The organism is Asticcacaulis sp. P2_B1 (assembly GCF_056404915.1).
The window spans coordinates 164,783-178,142 of the sequence record NZ_JBFUDD010000002.1 but is presented as its reverse complement, the minus strand read 5'-3'; the positions used below and the strand labels follow the sequence as shown (position 1 = coordinate 178,142).

The following is a 13,360-nucleotide window of genomic DNA, read 5'->3' as shown; positions in this document are numbered from 1 at the left end:
CGCCCTGGCTATGCCGGCCTTTAAACTCTCCGAAATCGGCGGGTGGCTGAAGCGCGGCGAAGTCATCATGGCGGTCGGCGTTATCGCCATCATCGTCATTCTGATCGTGCCGATGCCGAGTTTTATTCTCGACATCCTGCTGGCCCTGTCGATCACCTCGGCCATCCTGATCCTGATGACCGGCCTGTTCATCAAAAAGCCGCTGGAATTCTCGTCCTTCCCGACGGTGCTGCTGGTCACCACCCTGTTCCGCCTGGCGCTCAACATCACCTCGATGCGCATCATCCTGACCCACGGTCAGGACGGCGAGGAATCGGCCGGCCAGGTCATCAAGGCCTTCGGCATGATGATGACCCAGGGAAATTTCATCATCGGGTTGATCCTGTTCTCGATCCTGGTGTTGGTCAATTTCGTCGTCATCACCAAAGGTTCCGGCCGTATCGCTGAAGTCGCGGCGCGTTTCACCCTCGATTCCATGCCCGGTAAGCAGATGGCCATCGACGCCGACCTGTCGTCGGGCCTGATCGATTCCGACGAAGCCAAGCGCCGGCGCAAGGAAGTCGAACAGGAATCGGGCTTCTTCGGCGCCATGGACGGTGCCTCGAAATTCGTCCGCGGCGACGCCGTCGCCGGTATCGTCATCACCCTGGTCAATATCGTCGGCGGGATGCTGATCGGCATTTTCAGCCACGGCATGGATCCCGGCACGGCCGCCAAGACCTATATCCTGCTGACCATAGGCGACGGCCTGGTCACCCAGATCCCGGCGCTGATCATCTCGATCGCCGCCGGTTTTCTCGTTTCCAAGGCCGGCGTCGACGGCTCGGCCGACAAGGCCATCGTCATCCAATTGGCCAAGAATCCGGTCGCGTTGGGCGTCGTGTCGGCGGCTTCGGGCGCCATCGGCCTGATCCCCGGTATGCCGATCATCTTCTTCGGCGCCATCGCGCTCGCCACCGGTGCGCTGGCCTGGCGCCTCGGACGCACGCCCGTAGGCCCGACTCCGGCCGAGATCGAGGCCGCGGCGCAACGCAACCTGCCGCCCGAGGAAGAGCCGATCTCGGCGGCGCTGGCTATTGACGACGTCAAGATCGAGCTGGGCCTGGGGTTGCTCGGCCTGATCAACGACCTCGACGGCCGCAAGCTGACCGACCAGATCAAGGCGCTGCGCCGGACTTTGGCCCAGGAGTACGGCTTCGTCATGCCGAGCGTGCGCATCCTCGACAATATGCGCCTGGCCAATCAGGGCTATTGCGTGCGCATCAAGGAGATGGAGGCCGGCACCGGCGAGGTCCGCATCGGTTCGTTGATGGCCATGGATCCGAGCGGGCGCCAGGTCGAACTGCCGGGCGAGCACATGAAGGAGCCGGCCTTCGGTCTGCCGGCGACCTGGATCGATGGGGCGCTGCGTGAAGAAGCGACCTTCATGGGTTATACGATTGTCGATCCGGCGACCGTCATCACCACGCATCTGACGGAAATCCTCAAGGACAATATGGCCGACTTGCTGTCCTATTCGGAACTGACCAAGCTGTTGCGCGACATCCCGGCCGACGAAAAGAAGCTGGTCGACGACCTGATCCCGCAGGTGGTGTCGACGGCGACGTTGCAGCGCGTGTTGCAGGCCTTGTTGAAAGAGCGCGTGTCGATCCGCGACCTGCCGGCGATTCTCGAAGCGCTGGGCGAGGCCGCCGCCCACACCAAGTCGATCACCCAGATGGTCGAGCATGTCCGCGCCCGCCTGGCCCGGCAACTGTGCTGGCAGAACCGTAGCGACGACGGCGCCTTGCCGATCGTCACCCTGTCGCACGATTGGGAAAACGCCTTTTCGAGCTCGCTGGTCGGTCAGGGCGAGGATCGTCAGCTGACCATGGCGCCGTCGGCCTTGCAGGAGTTTATCCGCTCGGTGCGCGACGTCTTTGAGCGTGTGTCGATGAATGGCGAGGTGGCTGTGCTCCTGACCTCACCCAATATCCGGCCGTTCGTGCGCTCGATCATCGAGCGCTTCCGTGCCAATACGGTGGTGATGAGCCAGAACGAAATTCACCCGAAGGTGCGGCTGAAGACGGTCGGTCAGGTCTAAGGTGGTGATTGCTATTTAAGGGATAATATGTTATCTGTTATGGGTTAAAATATCCCTTAATGGATAATATATTGGCTGTATCGCTCTATCTTCCACACGATGTCGCGGTCGAAATCCAAACCCGGTTCAAGGCCCTGCGTCTCGATCAGAATTTGACGCAGCAAGGGCTTGCCTTGCGCTCCGGCGTCAGTCTGGGTTCGGTCAAACGGTTCGAGAGGACGGGCGAGATCAGCTTCGACAGCCTGCTTCGGCTCGCCATGGCGCTGGGAAGGATCGAGGACTTTTATCGCTTTGCGCGATCGCTCACTCCGCCCGAGCGCTTGAGCCTGGACGACCTGCCGCCACCGGTCAGACCGAAACGAGGACGGCGGACATGAATTTTGCCGCCCTGTCACGTCTGAAGGTCGGGCTCGATTTCGCCGGCGATACCATCCCGGTCGGACGGTTGGGCCTGCAAGACCGGCAGCTTCTGTTCGAATACGATGCGGACTTCCTGGCGCGGGGGCTTGATCTGTCGCCGTTTCGCCTGCCGTTGCGATCAGGTGCGCAGCGCGGGGATCCTGTCGTCTTCGAAGGCCTGCCCGGTTTATTCAACGACAGTCTGCCTGATGGTTGGGGACGGTTGTTGCTCGACCGGCAAGCGCGCCGGCAAGGTGTCGATCCGAACGCCTTGAGTGCTCTGGACCGCCTGGCCTGTGTCGGCCGCGGCGGCATGGGCGCCCTGGTCTATGAACCCGACCGCGCCGAGCACGATCCGCCGTCGCCGCTCGATCTCGATGCCCTGGCGCACGAGACTGTCGCTGTTCTTGAAGGCGAAGCGGATGCCGTATTAACGCAATTGCTGGCGCTGAACGCCTCGTCGCAAGGCGCGCGGCCGAAGATCATGGTGGGTGTCAATATCGACAGGACGGTCATCCGGTCGGGTGAGGAGGGGGGCGGTTTCGATCCGTTGCTGATCAAGTTTGCCGCCCGCAGCGACGAGCCTGATATCGGCCGGGTCGAATATGCCTATAGTCTGATGGCGCGTGCCGCCGGTCTCGACATGCCGGAAACGCACCTGTTCGAAACGCCCGCCGGCGCCTATTTTGGCGCGCGGCGTTTCGATCGCGACGGGAAGGATCGGTTGCACATGCATTCCTTGAGCGGGCTTCTGCATGCCGATCATCGTGTGCCGAGCCTGGATTACGACATGCTGATGCGCGTGACGGCCGGTCTGACACGCGATACGCAGCAGGTGGAAAAAGCTTTCGCTCTGGCCTGTTTCAACGTCCTGGCGCGGAACCGTGACGATCACGGCAAAAACTTCGCATTCCTTATGGGTGCGAATGGCCTTTGGCGGTTGGCGCCAGCCTACGATCTGACCTTTTCCGCCGGTCCACAGGGTGAGCACAGCACCACCATTATGGGCGAAGGCCGCAATCCGACAGCGGTACATTTGCGGCAACTCGGACACAAGGCGGGGCTGAAGCCGGTTGTGGTCGAAACCGTTCTGGATGGCGTAACAGCCGCTGTGGCACGATGGCCGGAATTTGCCGACGCCGCCGGATTGGGTCGCGGCTCGGCGCGTTTGATCGCCAGCCAGATAGGGGTTTAAACCGCCAACCTTGCCAGGAGGGCGATAAGGACGTCGCCCCACAGATAAGCCATGGCTAGCACCACTGCCACGCCGGCCACGCGCGACGGCCACAAAACATGACAGGGGTCGTCGTGGCTGTAGGTGATCCGGTCGTAGACCTTGCCGCTATTGGCGTGGATGTCCTTTTTCGGAATGATGAAGTGCGCCACCAGGATGATCGCCAACCCGACCGGCACAACATACACCATGGTCTTGAGCGGCAGCCCGCCATGGCGGTCGAACCAGCCGTCGACATGTTCTATCAGCCAGATCAAGGCCGTCAATGCCGCCATGGTCAAGCCATGCCCCGCAACATTGCGCGCTATATTTCGGCCATTAAGTCCTGCCATGGCTGTTCCCCCACGTCCCTATAGACGCATGGCTCGCCGCCGCCCGCAAGGGCTTTGCAGCAAGCCCTTGACAACATAGGGCCAAACGCCTTTTACACTTGTCCGACACAGACGATATTCGTCTCTTTGGGGAACGCGCGATGAATCGCATCATCAGACAGGTCTTCGGCACGACGCGGCCTCGCGACATCTGGCACGACATGCTGACCTTCGACCGTCTGGTCACCAAGCCGGTCGTCCATATCGTCTACTGGGCGGGTCTCGGCCTGTTCACCATTGCCGCGTTCGCGGTCGGCGGCGTCATGGTCGGCACGGCGATCAAGGACGGCACGGTCTGGGGCATCCTGCTGTCGTTCGGCCTGACCGTCGTCGGCTGGCTGGCCATCCTGATCGGGGTTCTGGCGTGGCGGTCGGTGTGCGAATTCTACCTGGCGGTCATGAGCATAGCCGATGACCTGCGCCATCTGCGGCAATATCAGGAAAAGCTGGAACAGCCGGCCCCCGCGCCCGCTCAACCTGCGCCGGCGCCTGCCGCGGTTGCATCCTTCGCCGAGCCGACCGCTTTCGATCCCGCCCCGGAACCTGCACAAGACGAGACGGCGCCGACGACCGAGAGCAGTATTCTGGATGACCCGTTCTTCCGCCCGCGTTTCGAAACCCGGGAATAGGGATCTAAACCTCGTTATTGACAGGCTTTGCATCATCATGCAGCCTTGGTCATGGACACCGTTCCGCAACCGAACACGCGCACCGCCGCCTCTGCTCACCCGGAAACCGGAACATGACTGCACAATCCCTTACCCCGAAACCCTTGGCTTCCGTCACCTTCGGGCGTATCGCGCCCGGCATCTGCGTCCGCGATATCCAGACGGCGCTGGCCTTCTATTCGGGCATTCTGGGTTTCGAAAAGGTCTTCGAAAACGGCACGCCCGTGGGCTTCATGGTGTTGATCAAGGACCAGGCCGAGATCCATCTCAATCTCAAGCGCGACCATGTCGCCTCCACCGTCAATGTCGCCCACCTGTTCGTCGACGATGTCGCCGCCGTCCACGCGGCCTGCCAGGCGGCCGGGGTGCGAATCATCAAGTCGTTGAAAGACCAGGATTATGGCCAGCGCGCCTTTGTCTTCGCCGATCCCGACGGCAACCGGATCGATGTCGGGGAGCGTACCACACGTTAGGGTGTCGTGCTTTTTCGCAGCCGGACCGTAGCTCCTACTGATTACTTATCTTCTTCTGTTTATAAACTCCCCTTCCACTTGCAATCCGTCCGATATCAGGCTTGTCTCTATCAAGCGACAGAAGGAGTCCGGCATGTCCGAAGACGGCACCTTGACAACACAGCTGGTCCTCCTGGCGGATGACAACGAAGAAATGAGCACGGTCATCGAGGACATGCTGGATTTTCTCGGTTTCGAGGTCGCCGTGGCGCGTGACGGGCGGACCGCGGTCGAGATGGCGGCCGCCAATGCCTATACCCTGATCCTGATGGATATCGAAATGCCGGTAATGGACGGCCTGGCTGCGGCCGAGGCGATACGTCTGCGCGAACAGGCCGACCTGACGCCCGCCGTTCCCATCCTTGGCATCACCGGCCACACCGACCGGGGCACGCATCTGTTGTGTCAGCGCGCCGGCATGAATGACGTCCTGACCAAGCCGTTCCTGATGGTCCAGCTGGAAGAAAAGGTGAAGGCGGCGTGCGGCGCCAGGTTGAATTAGTTTACAGCCCGGGCCGCTTAGATACCTGACGGATCAGTCCTCCGTGTCTTGGACGCTGGCGACCAGGCGCTCGACCTCGGCGAGGTCAACCGGCTTAACCAGATGGGCGTCGAAACCGGCGTCCAAGGTCTTGCCGCGCATGGCGTCGTCGCCCCAGGCTGTCTGGGCGATGATCAGGGCGTCGTCCATGTCGGGCTGTTGGCGCATCGCCTTGCAGGCTTCCAGGCCGTTCATCACCGGCATGCCGACATCCAGAAGCACGACTTCGGGATGAAAGACCTTGGCGACCTCGACCGCCTCGGCGCCGTTATAGGCGGTCCGGACGTCGTGGCCATTCTGTTCCATGGCCCAGGTCAGAGTCATGGCCGAGGGATAGTTGTCATCGACCACCAGGATGCGCGTGGGATGATCACGGGAACTAGGCATGACGTTTCGGGACCACGATAGCGGCCAGGATCAGGCCGACGCCCAGGGCGAGCAGGCCGGTCGGGAGGGGATTGGCGCGGACGGCCGAGACGGCGCGCCGGCTGGCCATCTTGGCGTTATATTGTGCGTTAAGGGCGTGGTCTTGCAGATAGTCTTCAGCCGCGTGGAGACGGCGGGACAGGCCGTGGGTGACGTGATCGACCTCGTGACGGATCATCTCGGCGATGGTCGGCCCGTCGGCGGCGCGAACATCTTCTTCGGTTTTGGGGGAGGGGAGCATGTCGGGATTCCTTGAAAGCATGAAACTACGCCGTGCAACCTAGGCTTATCCAAGTAGGATTGCAGTGCGCTTGACGCGCATGTTTGTAATGATGTCATGTCGGGGCAGGGCGCCCTAACCATTTGGCATGGAAGGCAAATCGTGTTTGTTGTCGCAGAGTCAGCCGCCCGAGAGGCATGCCCAGGAGACGCGTTATGGATATTTCACCACCGCCCAGGGCCTCTCTCTTCGATTTGACCGGCAAGACAGCCCTGATCACCGGCTCGGCCCAGGGCATCGGCCTGGCCATTGCCACGGGCCTGGCCCAGGCCGGCGCCCGCGTTATCCTCAACGGCCGCACCGAAGCCACGCTGAACGTGGCGGCGCAGACCCTGCGCGACAACGGCGCCCGGGCCGGGATCGCTGTCTTCGACGTCACCGATCCTCAGGCTGTCAAGGCCGCGGTGGAGGCCATAGAGGCCGACGGGGCGATCGATATCCTGGTCAATAACGCAGGCATCCAGCGCCGCCGGCCGCTCGAGGACTTCGACCACGGCGATTGGCAGGATATCCTGGCGACCAATATCGGCAGCGTCTTCTATGTCAGCCAGGCAGTGGCGCGCCACATGATCGCCCGCGGCCGCGGCAAGATCATCAATATAGCCAGCGTCCAGGCGGAACTGGCGCGGCCTACCATCGCGCCCTACACGGCGTCGAAGGGCGCGGTCAAGAACCTGACCAAGGGCATGTGCGCCGACTGGGCCAAACACGGTTTGCAGATCAACGCCATCGGGCCGGGCTATTATGCCACGCCGCTGAACCAGGCTCTGATCGACGATCCCGAGTTCGACGCCTGGCTGAAAAAGCGCACCCCGGCCGGACGCTGGGGCCGGGTCGAGGACCTGCATGGCGCGGCGGTCTTTCTGGCGTCGGGGGCATCGGACTTCGTCAACGGACAGATCCTCTATGTCGACGGCGGGCTGCTGGCGGTGATCTAAGGGGGCTTTGAGGCCGCGTCGGAATAACTCAGACAATTCACTTGCAATTCACGCCCCGACGGTCAAAATAGCGCAAAACCATAACTGTTGGGGAAGTCATGTCCGCATCCGCTTTCAAAACCTGCCTGGCCGCGACATTGTCAGCGATCGCGCTCCTGAGCGCCGCCGGCATGGCGCAAACCGCCGCTGCTCAAGACGCCACCGCCGCGGCCCAGCCGAACGTCAAGGTCACGCGCATCGCCACCGGTCTGGCGGTGACGACGTCCAACGGGACGGTGGTGGTCGAACCCTGGTCGGATCGCATCATCCATGTCCGCCGCGGCAAGACGGCCGATTGGGCCGGCAATTACAATCCGGCGGTCATCGCCAAGCCGGAAAAGGTGGCGTTCAAGATCGTCGAACAGCCCGACAGCGTCCTGTTGTCGACCTCCGCCGTGACCGTGCGCGTCAACCTCGACAGCGGCTTCCTGTCCTATCTCGACGCCGCCGGCGCCCCCCTTACGGATGAAGGCTGGGCGGCGGCTTCGAATCCGGCCACGACACAGTCGTTCGGCATCGGGTCGGAGGATGCCATCTATGGTCTCGGGCAACACCAAACCGGGCGTCTGAACAATCGCGGCCTCAGCATCCGCATGCAGCAGGCCAATAGCGATGTCGCCGTGCCGATGGCGGTGTCGTCGCGCGGCTTCGGCATTTTGTGGAACAATGCCTCGGTCACCCAGGTCGATGTTGCCCTGCCGCAAACCTCCGGTCAGCTCATCTTCCGCAGCGAAGCGGGCGGCGGGGTCGATTACGACTTCATCATGGGGCCCGACCTCGACACGGTCATCGCCGGCTACCGCGACCTGACGGGGGATGCGCCGATGATGGCGCGCTGGACCTGGGGTTTGTGGCAATCCAAGGAACGTTACCAGACCCAGGACGAACTGCTGTCGATCGCGGCGCGTTACCGCGCCATGAAGGTGCCTTTCGACGCGGTCGTCCAGGACTGGCAATATTGGCAAAAGGGTCAGTGGGGCAGCCATGTCTTCGATCCGGCCCGCTATCCCGATCCGGCGGCGATGGTCAAAACCCTGCACGACGAACACGTCCATACCATCATCTCGGTATGGCAACGCTTCGATCTCGGCCTCGACAATCTTAACGAGCTCGACAAGGCCGGCGCCGTCTATCCCACGGTCTACAACAATGTCTATCCCGCCGGTGTCGGCCGCTGGTACGACGCCTTCTCGCCCGTCGGCCGCGACATCTACTGGAAGCAGATCATGGGCCATCTCGGCACGCTGGGCTTCGACGGATGGTGGCTCGATGGCTCGGAAGCCGAACTGGGCGGACAATGGGGCCAGATGCGCGATGTCACCACCGCGGCCGGTCCGGGCGCCGAGGTTTATAATGCATCGCCGCTGCTGCACACCACGGCGGTCTATGCCGGCGCGTCGCGCGACGTGCCGGACAAACGCGCCTTCATCCTGACGCGCTCGGCCTATGCCGGTCAGCAGAGAAATGCCGCCATTACCTGGTCGGGGGATACGGTCGGCACCTGGGACGTCTTCCAGCGCCAGATCCCGGCGGCGCTGAATTTCTCGGTGAGTGGCATTCCCTATTGGTCGGCCGATATCGGCGGCTTTTTCGGCGGCAGCCCCAAGGATCCGGCCTATGCCGAGCTCTTCACCCGCTGGTATCAGTTCGCCGTGTTCAATCCCATGTTCCGCGTTCACGGCACGGGCGAGGGCAAGGAGATCTGGGCCTTCGACGATAAGACGCAACAGGTTTTGACGGATTACGACCGCCTGCGTTACCGGTTGCTGCCCTATATCTATGCGACCTCGTGGCAGGTGACCAGCCAATCGGGCACCATGATGCGGCCGCTGGCTATGGATTTCCGCGATGACCGTGGGGCGCTGGACGTGACCGATCAATATATGTTCGGGCCGTCCCTCCTGGTCAGTCCCGTCATCCAGCCCTCGGCCAGTACGCGCAGCGTCTATCTGCCGGGCAAACAGGCCTGGTACGATTTCTGGACCGGCGCGCGGACTGACGGCGGCCAGGTCGCCGCCGCCAAGGCCGATATCGCCACCATCCCGCTGTTCGTCCGCGCCGGCAGCATCCTGCCGCTGGGGCCGGTGGTGCAATATGCCGACGAAAAGAGCGCCGAGGCGACGGAACTGCGCGTCTATCCCGGCGTGGACGGAACCTTCGAGCTTTATGACGATGCCGGTGACGGCGATGGCTATCGCCACCGGCAATATGCCACGATCGCTCTGAGCTGGAACGACGCCGACCACCAACTGACGATCGGCGACCGTCAAGGGCAATATCCCGGTATGGCGACGACGGCGAAGTTCCGCGTCACCTGCGGCGCGGCTCCCACCTCGGCGGGCCACGACCTTGTTTATAGCGGCAAGGCGGCGACCCTCGATCTGAAGGACTGCCGATAGAGGGTGGCCTTTCCCCAAGGTGCCAGTTGGGATAGAGTGCAGGAAGGCCGGGGGGAGGGCATGGATTCCATTTTGAATTATGTCGAATCGTTGCGACTGCATCCGGCCAGTCTGCATTGGGCTATCCCCTGCGCCCTGCTGGCCGTTTACGGCCTGATGGAACTGGGCAACTATGTTCAGATGCATGCGACATATGCCTGGTTGCTCCGTCGGCCCGATGACAGCGTCACCGTCGCAGGCAAGATCGTACCTACCCGCGGCGGACGCGGGTGGCCCGAGCCCCGCATCCACTACACAACACGCGAGGGTCGGGCCGTGTTTCGCAGCGTCGGTTACGGCGTGCCGTTCTTCAACCGCGCCAAATTGCGCATAGGACAAGAGGTCGAGGTCACCTACTGTGCCTCCGACTATGGCCTGTTTTATATCGAACCCTATCTGGCGCAGACACTGGCGGCGTGCGTCCGCAAGCGCCTCATTTCGCCGATAGTTATGGTGATCGCTATAGTGCTAATGGCGTTCTTGTTGTTCCTGGCGTGAACCGGTTGTTACTGCACCCCCTTTGGCCTGCCTCTATCGGTTTTCCGGGCCAGGTCCGGTAAGATCCGTTACGACGGCCGCCATCAACGAATCCGCCATGGCGCTGTCCGCGACTGCACGGGACAACAGAACAGCCCCAACGATTTCCGACAGGATAGCGGCCGGGTGCCGGGTGCTGTTCGCCGCGGGGCGGGCGGACGACAAGACCGCAATCTGATCGATATAGTACTGAATCGCCTTGGTAAAAACGGCGCGAAGGGCGGGATCACGACTGCGCGACGCGTCGGCGGCCAGGGCCGGCAGGATGCAACCGGTACCCGGATCGTCGCGGTGGGCTGACGACACATAAGCTTCGATAAAGGTGCGAAACGGATCTTCCGGCTGTTGCGCCAATCCGTCTTTCAGCAAGGCTATCGTGTCCGCGATGGCGCGTTCGCTGGCCTTGACCGCCAGGTCGTCCTTGGACTCGAAGTGGCGATAGAAGCCGCCATGGGTCAGGCCGGCGGCCTTCATGATGTCGGCCACGCCGATGCCGTCGAGGCCATGCTCACGCAGCAGGCGCGCCGCGGTCGCGATGACCTGGTCGTGATTCTCCGCCTTCTTTTCCCGCGATACTCTCATATTTGCTTACTCCGTTTGTCGCCGAAACGACCCGTAGCCGTAAGTGATACTTCCAGTGAGGGGCGTCCGTCGCTCTTTTTCGTCGAATCTGACTTGACATTATTGATGATGTCAATCATCTATCACATATGATGATGATCGTCATCAATAATATGCAGCGCAGAAAACCTGGCGTTTCGGCCTCTGGGGCAACGCCGCATCGTGAAAAGGCAAGACGAATGGCCAACTTGAAGTCGAAGGCGAGCGGCAAGACCGCGTTTATCACCGGGGCGTCGAGCGGTATCGGCAAGGCCGCCGCCCTGGCGCTGGCCAAGACCTTACGCAAGCCATTCCGCCTGCGGTAACCCGCAAAACCATCTCAGTCGCTTGGTCATGGAGGCCAATAATGACCCAATCCGCCACTTCCCCCGCATCGGTTACACGCTACATCGATGCGCCGAACCGGTCGATCGATGTCGCAGGGACGAGGTTCGCTTATCGTGAACTCGGCACTCGCGGCGGCGTGCCCGTCGTTCTTCTCAACCATTGGGGCGCCGTACTCGACAATTTCGACCCGCGGATCGTTGACGGCCTTGCCGGCCGGCACAACATCATCGCCACCAACTATCGCGGGATCGGTGGCTCAGGCGGCACGGCGCCGGTGACCATCGACGAGATGGCGCGCGATGCGATCGCCCTGATCCGGGCGCTCGGATTTGATAAGGTCGATCTGTTCGGCTTTTCCCTTGGCGGCATGGTGGCGCAGGATATCGCCTTGAAAGCTCCGGACCTGGTGCGCAAGCTCATCCTGGCCGGCACCGGTCCCGCCGGCGGCAAGGGTATCGATCAGGTCGGACCGGTATCCTGGCCTTTGATCTTCAAGGGCTTGCTGACCTTCCGCGACCCTAAATTCTACCTGTTCTTCACCTCGACAGCCAATGGCCGCCAGGCCGCGAAAGCCTTTCTGCAGCGGCTGAAAGAGCGTAAGACCGGCCGCGACAAGTCGCTCACCAATTCGGCCTTCCTGCGCCAGCTCAAGGCGATCACCGCCTGGGGCAAACAAGCGCCGCAGGATCTCGGCAGTATACGCATCCCGGTGCTGATTGCCAATGGCGACAACGACATCATGGTGCCGACCCACAACAGCGCCGACATGGCGCGCCGTATCCCCAATGCTCAGCTGGTGATCTACGACGACGCCGGCCATGGCGGGATTTTTCAGAACCACGCCGACTTTGTGACGAAGGCCCTGTCCTTCCTCGACGCGTGATATAGATTTCAACCGGAGACAGCCATGAAGGCTTTTGTTGTCGATAAATACGAAAAGAACGGCGCCTTGCGTCTGGCCGACGTGCCGGAACCGGCCCTGCGGGACGACGACGTCCTGGTCAGTGTGCGCGCGGCCGGCGTTAACCTGATCGATTCCAAGATCAGGGACGGCGAATTCAAAGCCTTTCTGCCCTATCGTCCGTCCTTCGTCCTTGGCCACGACTTGGCCGGCATCGTCGTCCGGGTCGGTCCCAAGGTCAGGCGATTCAAGGCAGGCGACGAGGTCTATGCCCGGGCGCGCGATCACCGGATCGGCACCTTCGCCGAATTCATCGCCGTGAACGAGGCCGACCTGGCGCCGAAACCCAAAAACCTCAGCATGGAAGAGGCGGCCTCCATCCCGCTGGTCGGGCTGACCGCCTGGCAGGCCCTGGTTGAGGTGGGCAAGATCAAGCCCGGCCAGAAGGTCTTCATCCAGGCCGGCTCCGGCGGAGTCGGCACCTTCGCCATTCAACTGGCCAAACATCTGGGGGCCACCGTGGCGACGACGACGAGCGCGAAGAATATCGACCTCGTCAAGAGCTTGGGCGCCGATGTGGTCATCGACTATAAAACGCAGGATTTCGAGACGGTGCTGTCGGGCTATGATCTCGTCCTCAACAGCCAGGATCCCGCCACCCTCGAAAAATCGCTGCGCGTATTGAAACCGGGTGGCCTGGCCATCTCGATTTCCGGTCCGCCCGATCCTGCCTTTGCCCGAGGCATGGGACTGAATCCGATCTTGAAGTTCGTTATCGGCTTGCTGAGCGGGAAGGTCCGCAAGCAGGCGCGTAAACTCAGGCTCCGTTACGCCTTCCTGTTCATGCGGGCGGACGGTCTTCAACTGCGGGAAATCACCGCACTTATCGAATCCGGCGTGATCCGACCGGTCGTCGACAAGGTCTTTCCGTTCGAGAAAACCGGAGACGCCCTGGCCTATGTCGAAAGCGGCCGCGCCAGGGGCAAGGTCGTCATCTCCGTGGCGGAATAGGTCTGTTCTCCCGGCCAACCACGTGTGACGACGG

Annotated in this window: 16 protein-coding genes; 12 read left to right on the top strand and 4 right to left on the bottom strand. The window is 61.9% G+C overall.

Annotated elements, in window-relative coordinates; all coding sequences use genetic code 11:
- Positions 1-10 precede the first annotated feature (10 nt).
- The 3 genes from flhA to AC1DX3_RS05185 are packed head-to-tail and all read left to right on the top strand — an operon-like array spanning position 11 to position 3,677.
- Positions 11-2,083: a flagellar biosynthesis protein FlhA gene (gene flhA / locus AC1DX3_RS05195; RefSeq protein WP_476988947.1), complete on the top strand. Its 2,073-nt coding sequence runs from the start codon at positions 11-13 to the stop codon at positions 2,081-2,083.
- 59 nt (positions 2,084-2,142) lie between these two features.
- Complete coding sequence (locus AC1DX3_RS05190; RefSeq protein ID WP_476988182.1) at positions 2,143-2,460, top strand: helix-turn-helix domain-containing protein; 318 nt, start codon at positions 2,143-2,145, stop codon at positions 2,458-2,460.
- On the top strand, positions 2,457-3,677 hold the full coding sequence (locus AC1DX3_RS05185) for a type II toxin-antitoxin system HipA family toxin (RefSeq protein WP_476988181.1): 1,221 nt from the start codon (positions 2,457-2,459) through the stop codon (positions 3,675-3,677). Before AC1DX3_RS05190 ends, AC1DX3_RS05185 begins: the two co-directional genes overlap by 4 nt.
- Here AC1DX3_RS05185 and AC1DX3_RS05180 read toward each other — a convergent pair.
- Entirely contained in the window at positions 3,674-4,048 is a 375-nt protein-coding gene (locus AC1DX3_RS05180) for a hypothetical protein (RefSeq protein ID WP_476988180.1), read from the bottom strand. The two genes, AC1DX3_RS05185 and AC1DX3_RS05180, sit on opposite strands and share 4 nt — an antisense overlap.
- Before the next feature lie 140 nt (positions 4,049-4,188).
- Here AC1DX3_RS05180 and AC1DX3_RS05175 point away from each other — a divergent pair, with 140 nt between their 5' ends.
- The 3 genes from AC1DX3_RS05175 (at position 4,189) to AC1DX3_RS05165 (ending at position 5,769) form a co-directional block, all read left to right on the top strand.
- Positions 4,189-4,716, top strand: coding sequence for a DUF4282 domain-containing protein (locus AC1DX3_RS05175; RefSeq protein WP_476988179.1), 528 nt, complete (start codon positions 4,189-4,191; stop codon positions 4,714-4,716).
- Between the two features lie 113 nt (positions 4,717-4,829).
- Positions 4,830-5,228, top strand: coding sequence for a glyoxalase superfamily protein (locus tag AC1DX3_RS05170; RefSeq protein ID WP_476988178.1), 399 nt, complete (start codon positions 4,830-4,832; stop codon positions 5,226-5,228).
- A 133-nt stretch (positions 5,229-5,361) separates the two neighbouring features.
- On the top strand, positions 5,362-5,769 hold the full coding sequence (locus AC1DX3_RS05165; protein WP_476988177.1) for a response regulator: 408 nt from the start codon (positions 5,362-5,364) through the stop codon (positions 5,767-5,769).
- Positions 5,770-5,802: 33 nt separating this feature from the next.
- On the opposite strand, the gene AC1DX3_RS05160 is transcribed toward AC1DX3_RS05165, so the two are convergent.
- Both AC1DX3_RS05160 and AC1DX3_RS05155 read right to left on the bottom strand, forming a co-directional pair.
- On the bottom strand, positions 5,803-6,195 hold the full coding sequence (locus AC1DX3_RS05160) for a response regulator (RefSeq protein ID WP_476988176.1): 393 nt from the start codon (positions 6,193-6,195) through the stop codon (positions 5,803-5,805).
- Complete coding sequence (locus AC1DX3_RS05155; RefSeq protein ID WP_476988175.1) at positions 6,188-6,475, bottom strand: hypothetical protein; 288 nt, start codon at positions 6,473-6,475, stop codon at positions 6,188-6,190. Before AC1DX3_RS05155 ends, AC1DX3_RS05160 begins: the two co-directional genes overlap by 8 nt.
- 194 nt (positions 6,476-6,669) lie before the next feature.
- Between AC1DX3_RS05155 and AC1DX3_RS05150 the strand changes: the two genes are divergently transcribed.
- The 3 genes from AC1DX3_RS05150 (at position 6,670) to AC1DX3_RS05140 (ending at position 10,427) form a co-directional block, all read left to right on the top strand.
- Positions 6,670-7,452: an SDR family oxidoreductase gene (locus AC1DX3_RS05150; protein WP_476988174.1), complete on the top strand. Its 783-nt coding sequence runs from the start codon at positions 6,670-6,672 to the stop codon at positions 7,450-7,452.
- 98 nt (positions 7,453-7,550) lie between these two features.
- Positions 7,551-9,890, top strand: coding sequence for a glycoside hydrolase family 31 protein (locus tag AC1DX3_RS05145; RefSeq protein ID WP_476988173.1), 2,340 nt, complete (start codon positions 7,551-7,553; stop codon positions 9,888-9,890).
- Positions 9,891-9,950: 60 nt separating this feature from the next.
- Entirely contained in the window at positions 9,951-10,427 is a 477-nt protein-coding gene (locus AC1DX3_RS05140; protein ID WP_476988172.1) for a hypothetical protein, read from the top strand.
- A gap of 33 nt (positions 10,428-10,460) precedes the next feature.
- Here the strand turns inward: AC1DX3_RS05140 and AC1DX3_RS05135 are convergent, their stop codons facing one another.
- Positions 10,461-11,048 carry a TetR/AcrR family transcriptional regulator gene (locus tag AC1DX3_RS05135; protein WP_476988171.1) on the bottom strand — a complete coding sequence of 196 codons (588 nt, stop codon included), beginning with the start codon at positions 11,046-11,048 and terminating at the stop codon, positions 10,461-10,463.
- Between the two features lie 218 nt (positions 11,049-11,266).
- On the opposite strand from AC1DX3_RS05135, the gene AC1DX3_RS05130 reads away from it, so the two are divergent.
- The 3 genes from AC1DX3_RS05130 to AC1DX3_RS05120 are packed head-to-tail and all read left to right on the top strand — an operon-like array spanning position 11,267 to position 13,326.
- Entirely contained in the window at positions 11,267-11,392 is a 126-nt protein-coding gene (locus AC1DX3_RS05130) for a hypothetical protein (RefSeq protein ID WP_476988170.1), read from the top strand.
- Between the two features lie 41 nt (positions 11,393-11,433).
- Positions 11,434-12,297, top strand: coding sequence for an alpha/beta fold hydrolase (locus AC1DX3_RS05125; RefSeq protein ID WP_476988169.1), 864 nt, complete (start codon positions 11,434-11,436; stop codon positions 12,295-12,297).
- Between the two features lie 24 nt (positions 12,298-12,321).
- Positions 12,322-13,326 carry an NADP-dependent oxidoreductase gene (locus AC1DX3_RS05120; RefSeq protein ID WP_476988168.1) on the top strand — a complete coding sequence of 335 codons (1,005 nt, stop codon included), beginning with the start codon at positions 12,322-12,324 and terminating at the stop codon, positions 13,324-13,326.
- The last annotated feature ends 34 nt before the right edge of the window (positions 13,327-13,360 follow it).

Bases quoted from the DNA above. Each gene is read 5' to 3' on its own strand.
- AC1DX3_RS05170 (WP_476988178.1), top strand. From the start codon at position 4,830: ATGACTGCACAATCCCTTACCCCGAAACCCTTGGCTTCCGTCACCTTC.
- AC1DX3_RS05180 (WP_476988180.1), bottom strand. From the start codon at position 4,048: ATGGCAGGACTTAATGGCCGAAATATAGCGCGCAATGTTGCGGGGCAT.
- AC1DX3_RS05135 (WP_476988171.1), bottom strand. From the start codon at position 11,048: ATGAGAGTATCGCGGGAAAAGAAGGCGGAGAATCACGACCAGGTCATC.
- AC1DX3_RS05120 (WP_476988168.1), top strand. From the start codon at position 12,322: ATGAAGGCTTTTGTTGTCGATAAATACGAAAAGAACGGCGCCTTGCGT.
- AC1DX3_RS05185 (WP_476988181.1), top strand. From the start codon at position 2,457: ATGAATTTTGCCGCCCTGTCACGTCTGAAGGTCGGGCTCGATTTCGCC.
- AC1DX3_RS05155 (WP_476988175.1), bottom strand. From the start codon at position 6,475: ATGCTCCCCTCCCCCAAAACCGAAGAAGATGTTCGCGCCGCCGACGGG.
- flhA (WP_476988947.1), top strand. From the start codon at position 11: ATGCCGGCCTTTAAACTCTCCGAAATCGGCGGGTGGCTGAAGCGCGGC.
- AC1DX3_RS05160 (WP_476988176.1), bottom strand. From the start codon at position 6,195: ATGCCTAGTTCCCGTGATCATCCCACGCGCATCCTGGTGGTCGATGAC.
- AC1DX3_RS05140 (WP_476988172.1), top strand. From the start codon at position 9,951: ATGGATTCCATTTTGAATTATGTCGAATCGTTGCGACTGCATCCGGCC.
- AC1DX3_RS05130 (WP_476988170.1), top strand. From the start codon at position 11,267: ATGGCCAACTTGAAGTCGAAGGCGAGCGGCAAGACCGCGTTTATCACC.
- AC1DX3_RS05175 (WP_476988179.1), top strand. From the start codon at position 4,189: ATGAATCGCATCATCAGACAGGTCTTCGGCACGACGCGGCCTCGCGAC.
- AC1DX3_RS05190 (WP_476988182.1), top strand. From the start codon at position 2,143: ATGGATAATATATTGGCTGTATCGCTCTATCTTCCACACGATGTCGCG.
- AC1DX3_RS05125 (WP_476988169.1), top strand. From the start codon at position 11,434: ATGACCCAATCCGCCACTTCCCCCGCATCGGTTACACGCTACATCGAT.
- AC1DX3_RS05145 (WP_476988173.1), top strand. From the start codon at position 7,551: ATGTCCGCATCCGCTTTCAAAACCTGCCTGGCCGCGACATTGTCAGCG.
- AC1DX3_RS05165 (WP_476988177.1), top strand. From the start codon at position 5,362: ATGTCCGAAGACGGCACCTTGACAACACAGCTGGTCCTCCTGGCGGAT.
- AC1DX3_RS05150 (WP_476988174.1), top strand. From the start codon at position 6,670: ATGGATATTTCACCACCGCCCAGGGCCTCTCTCTTCGATTTGACCGGC.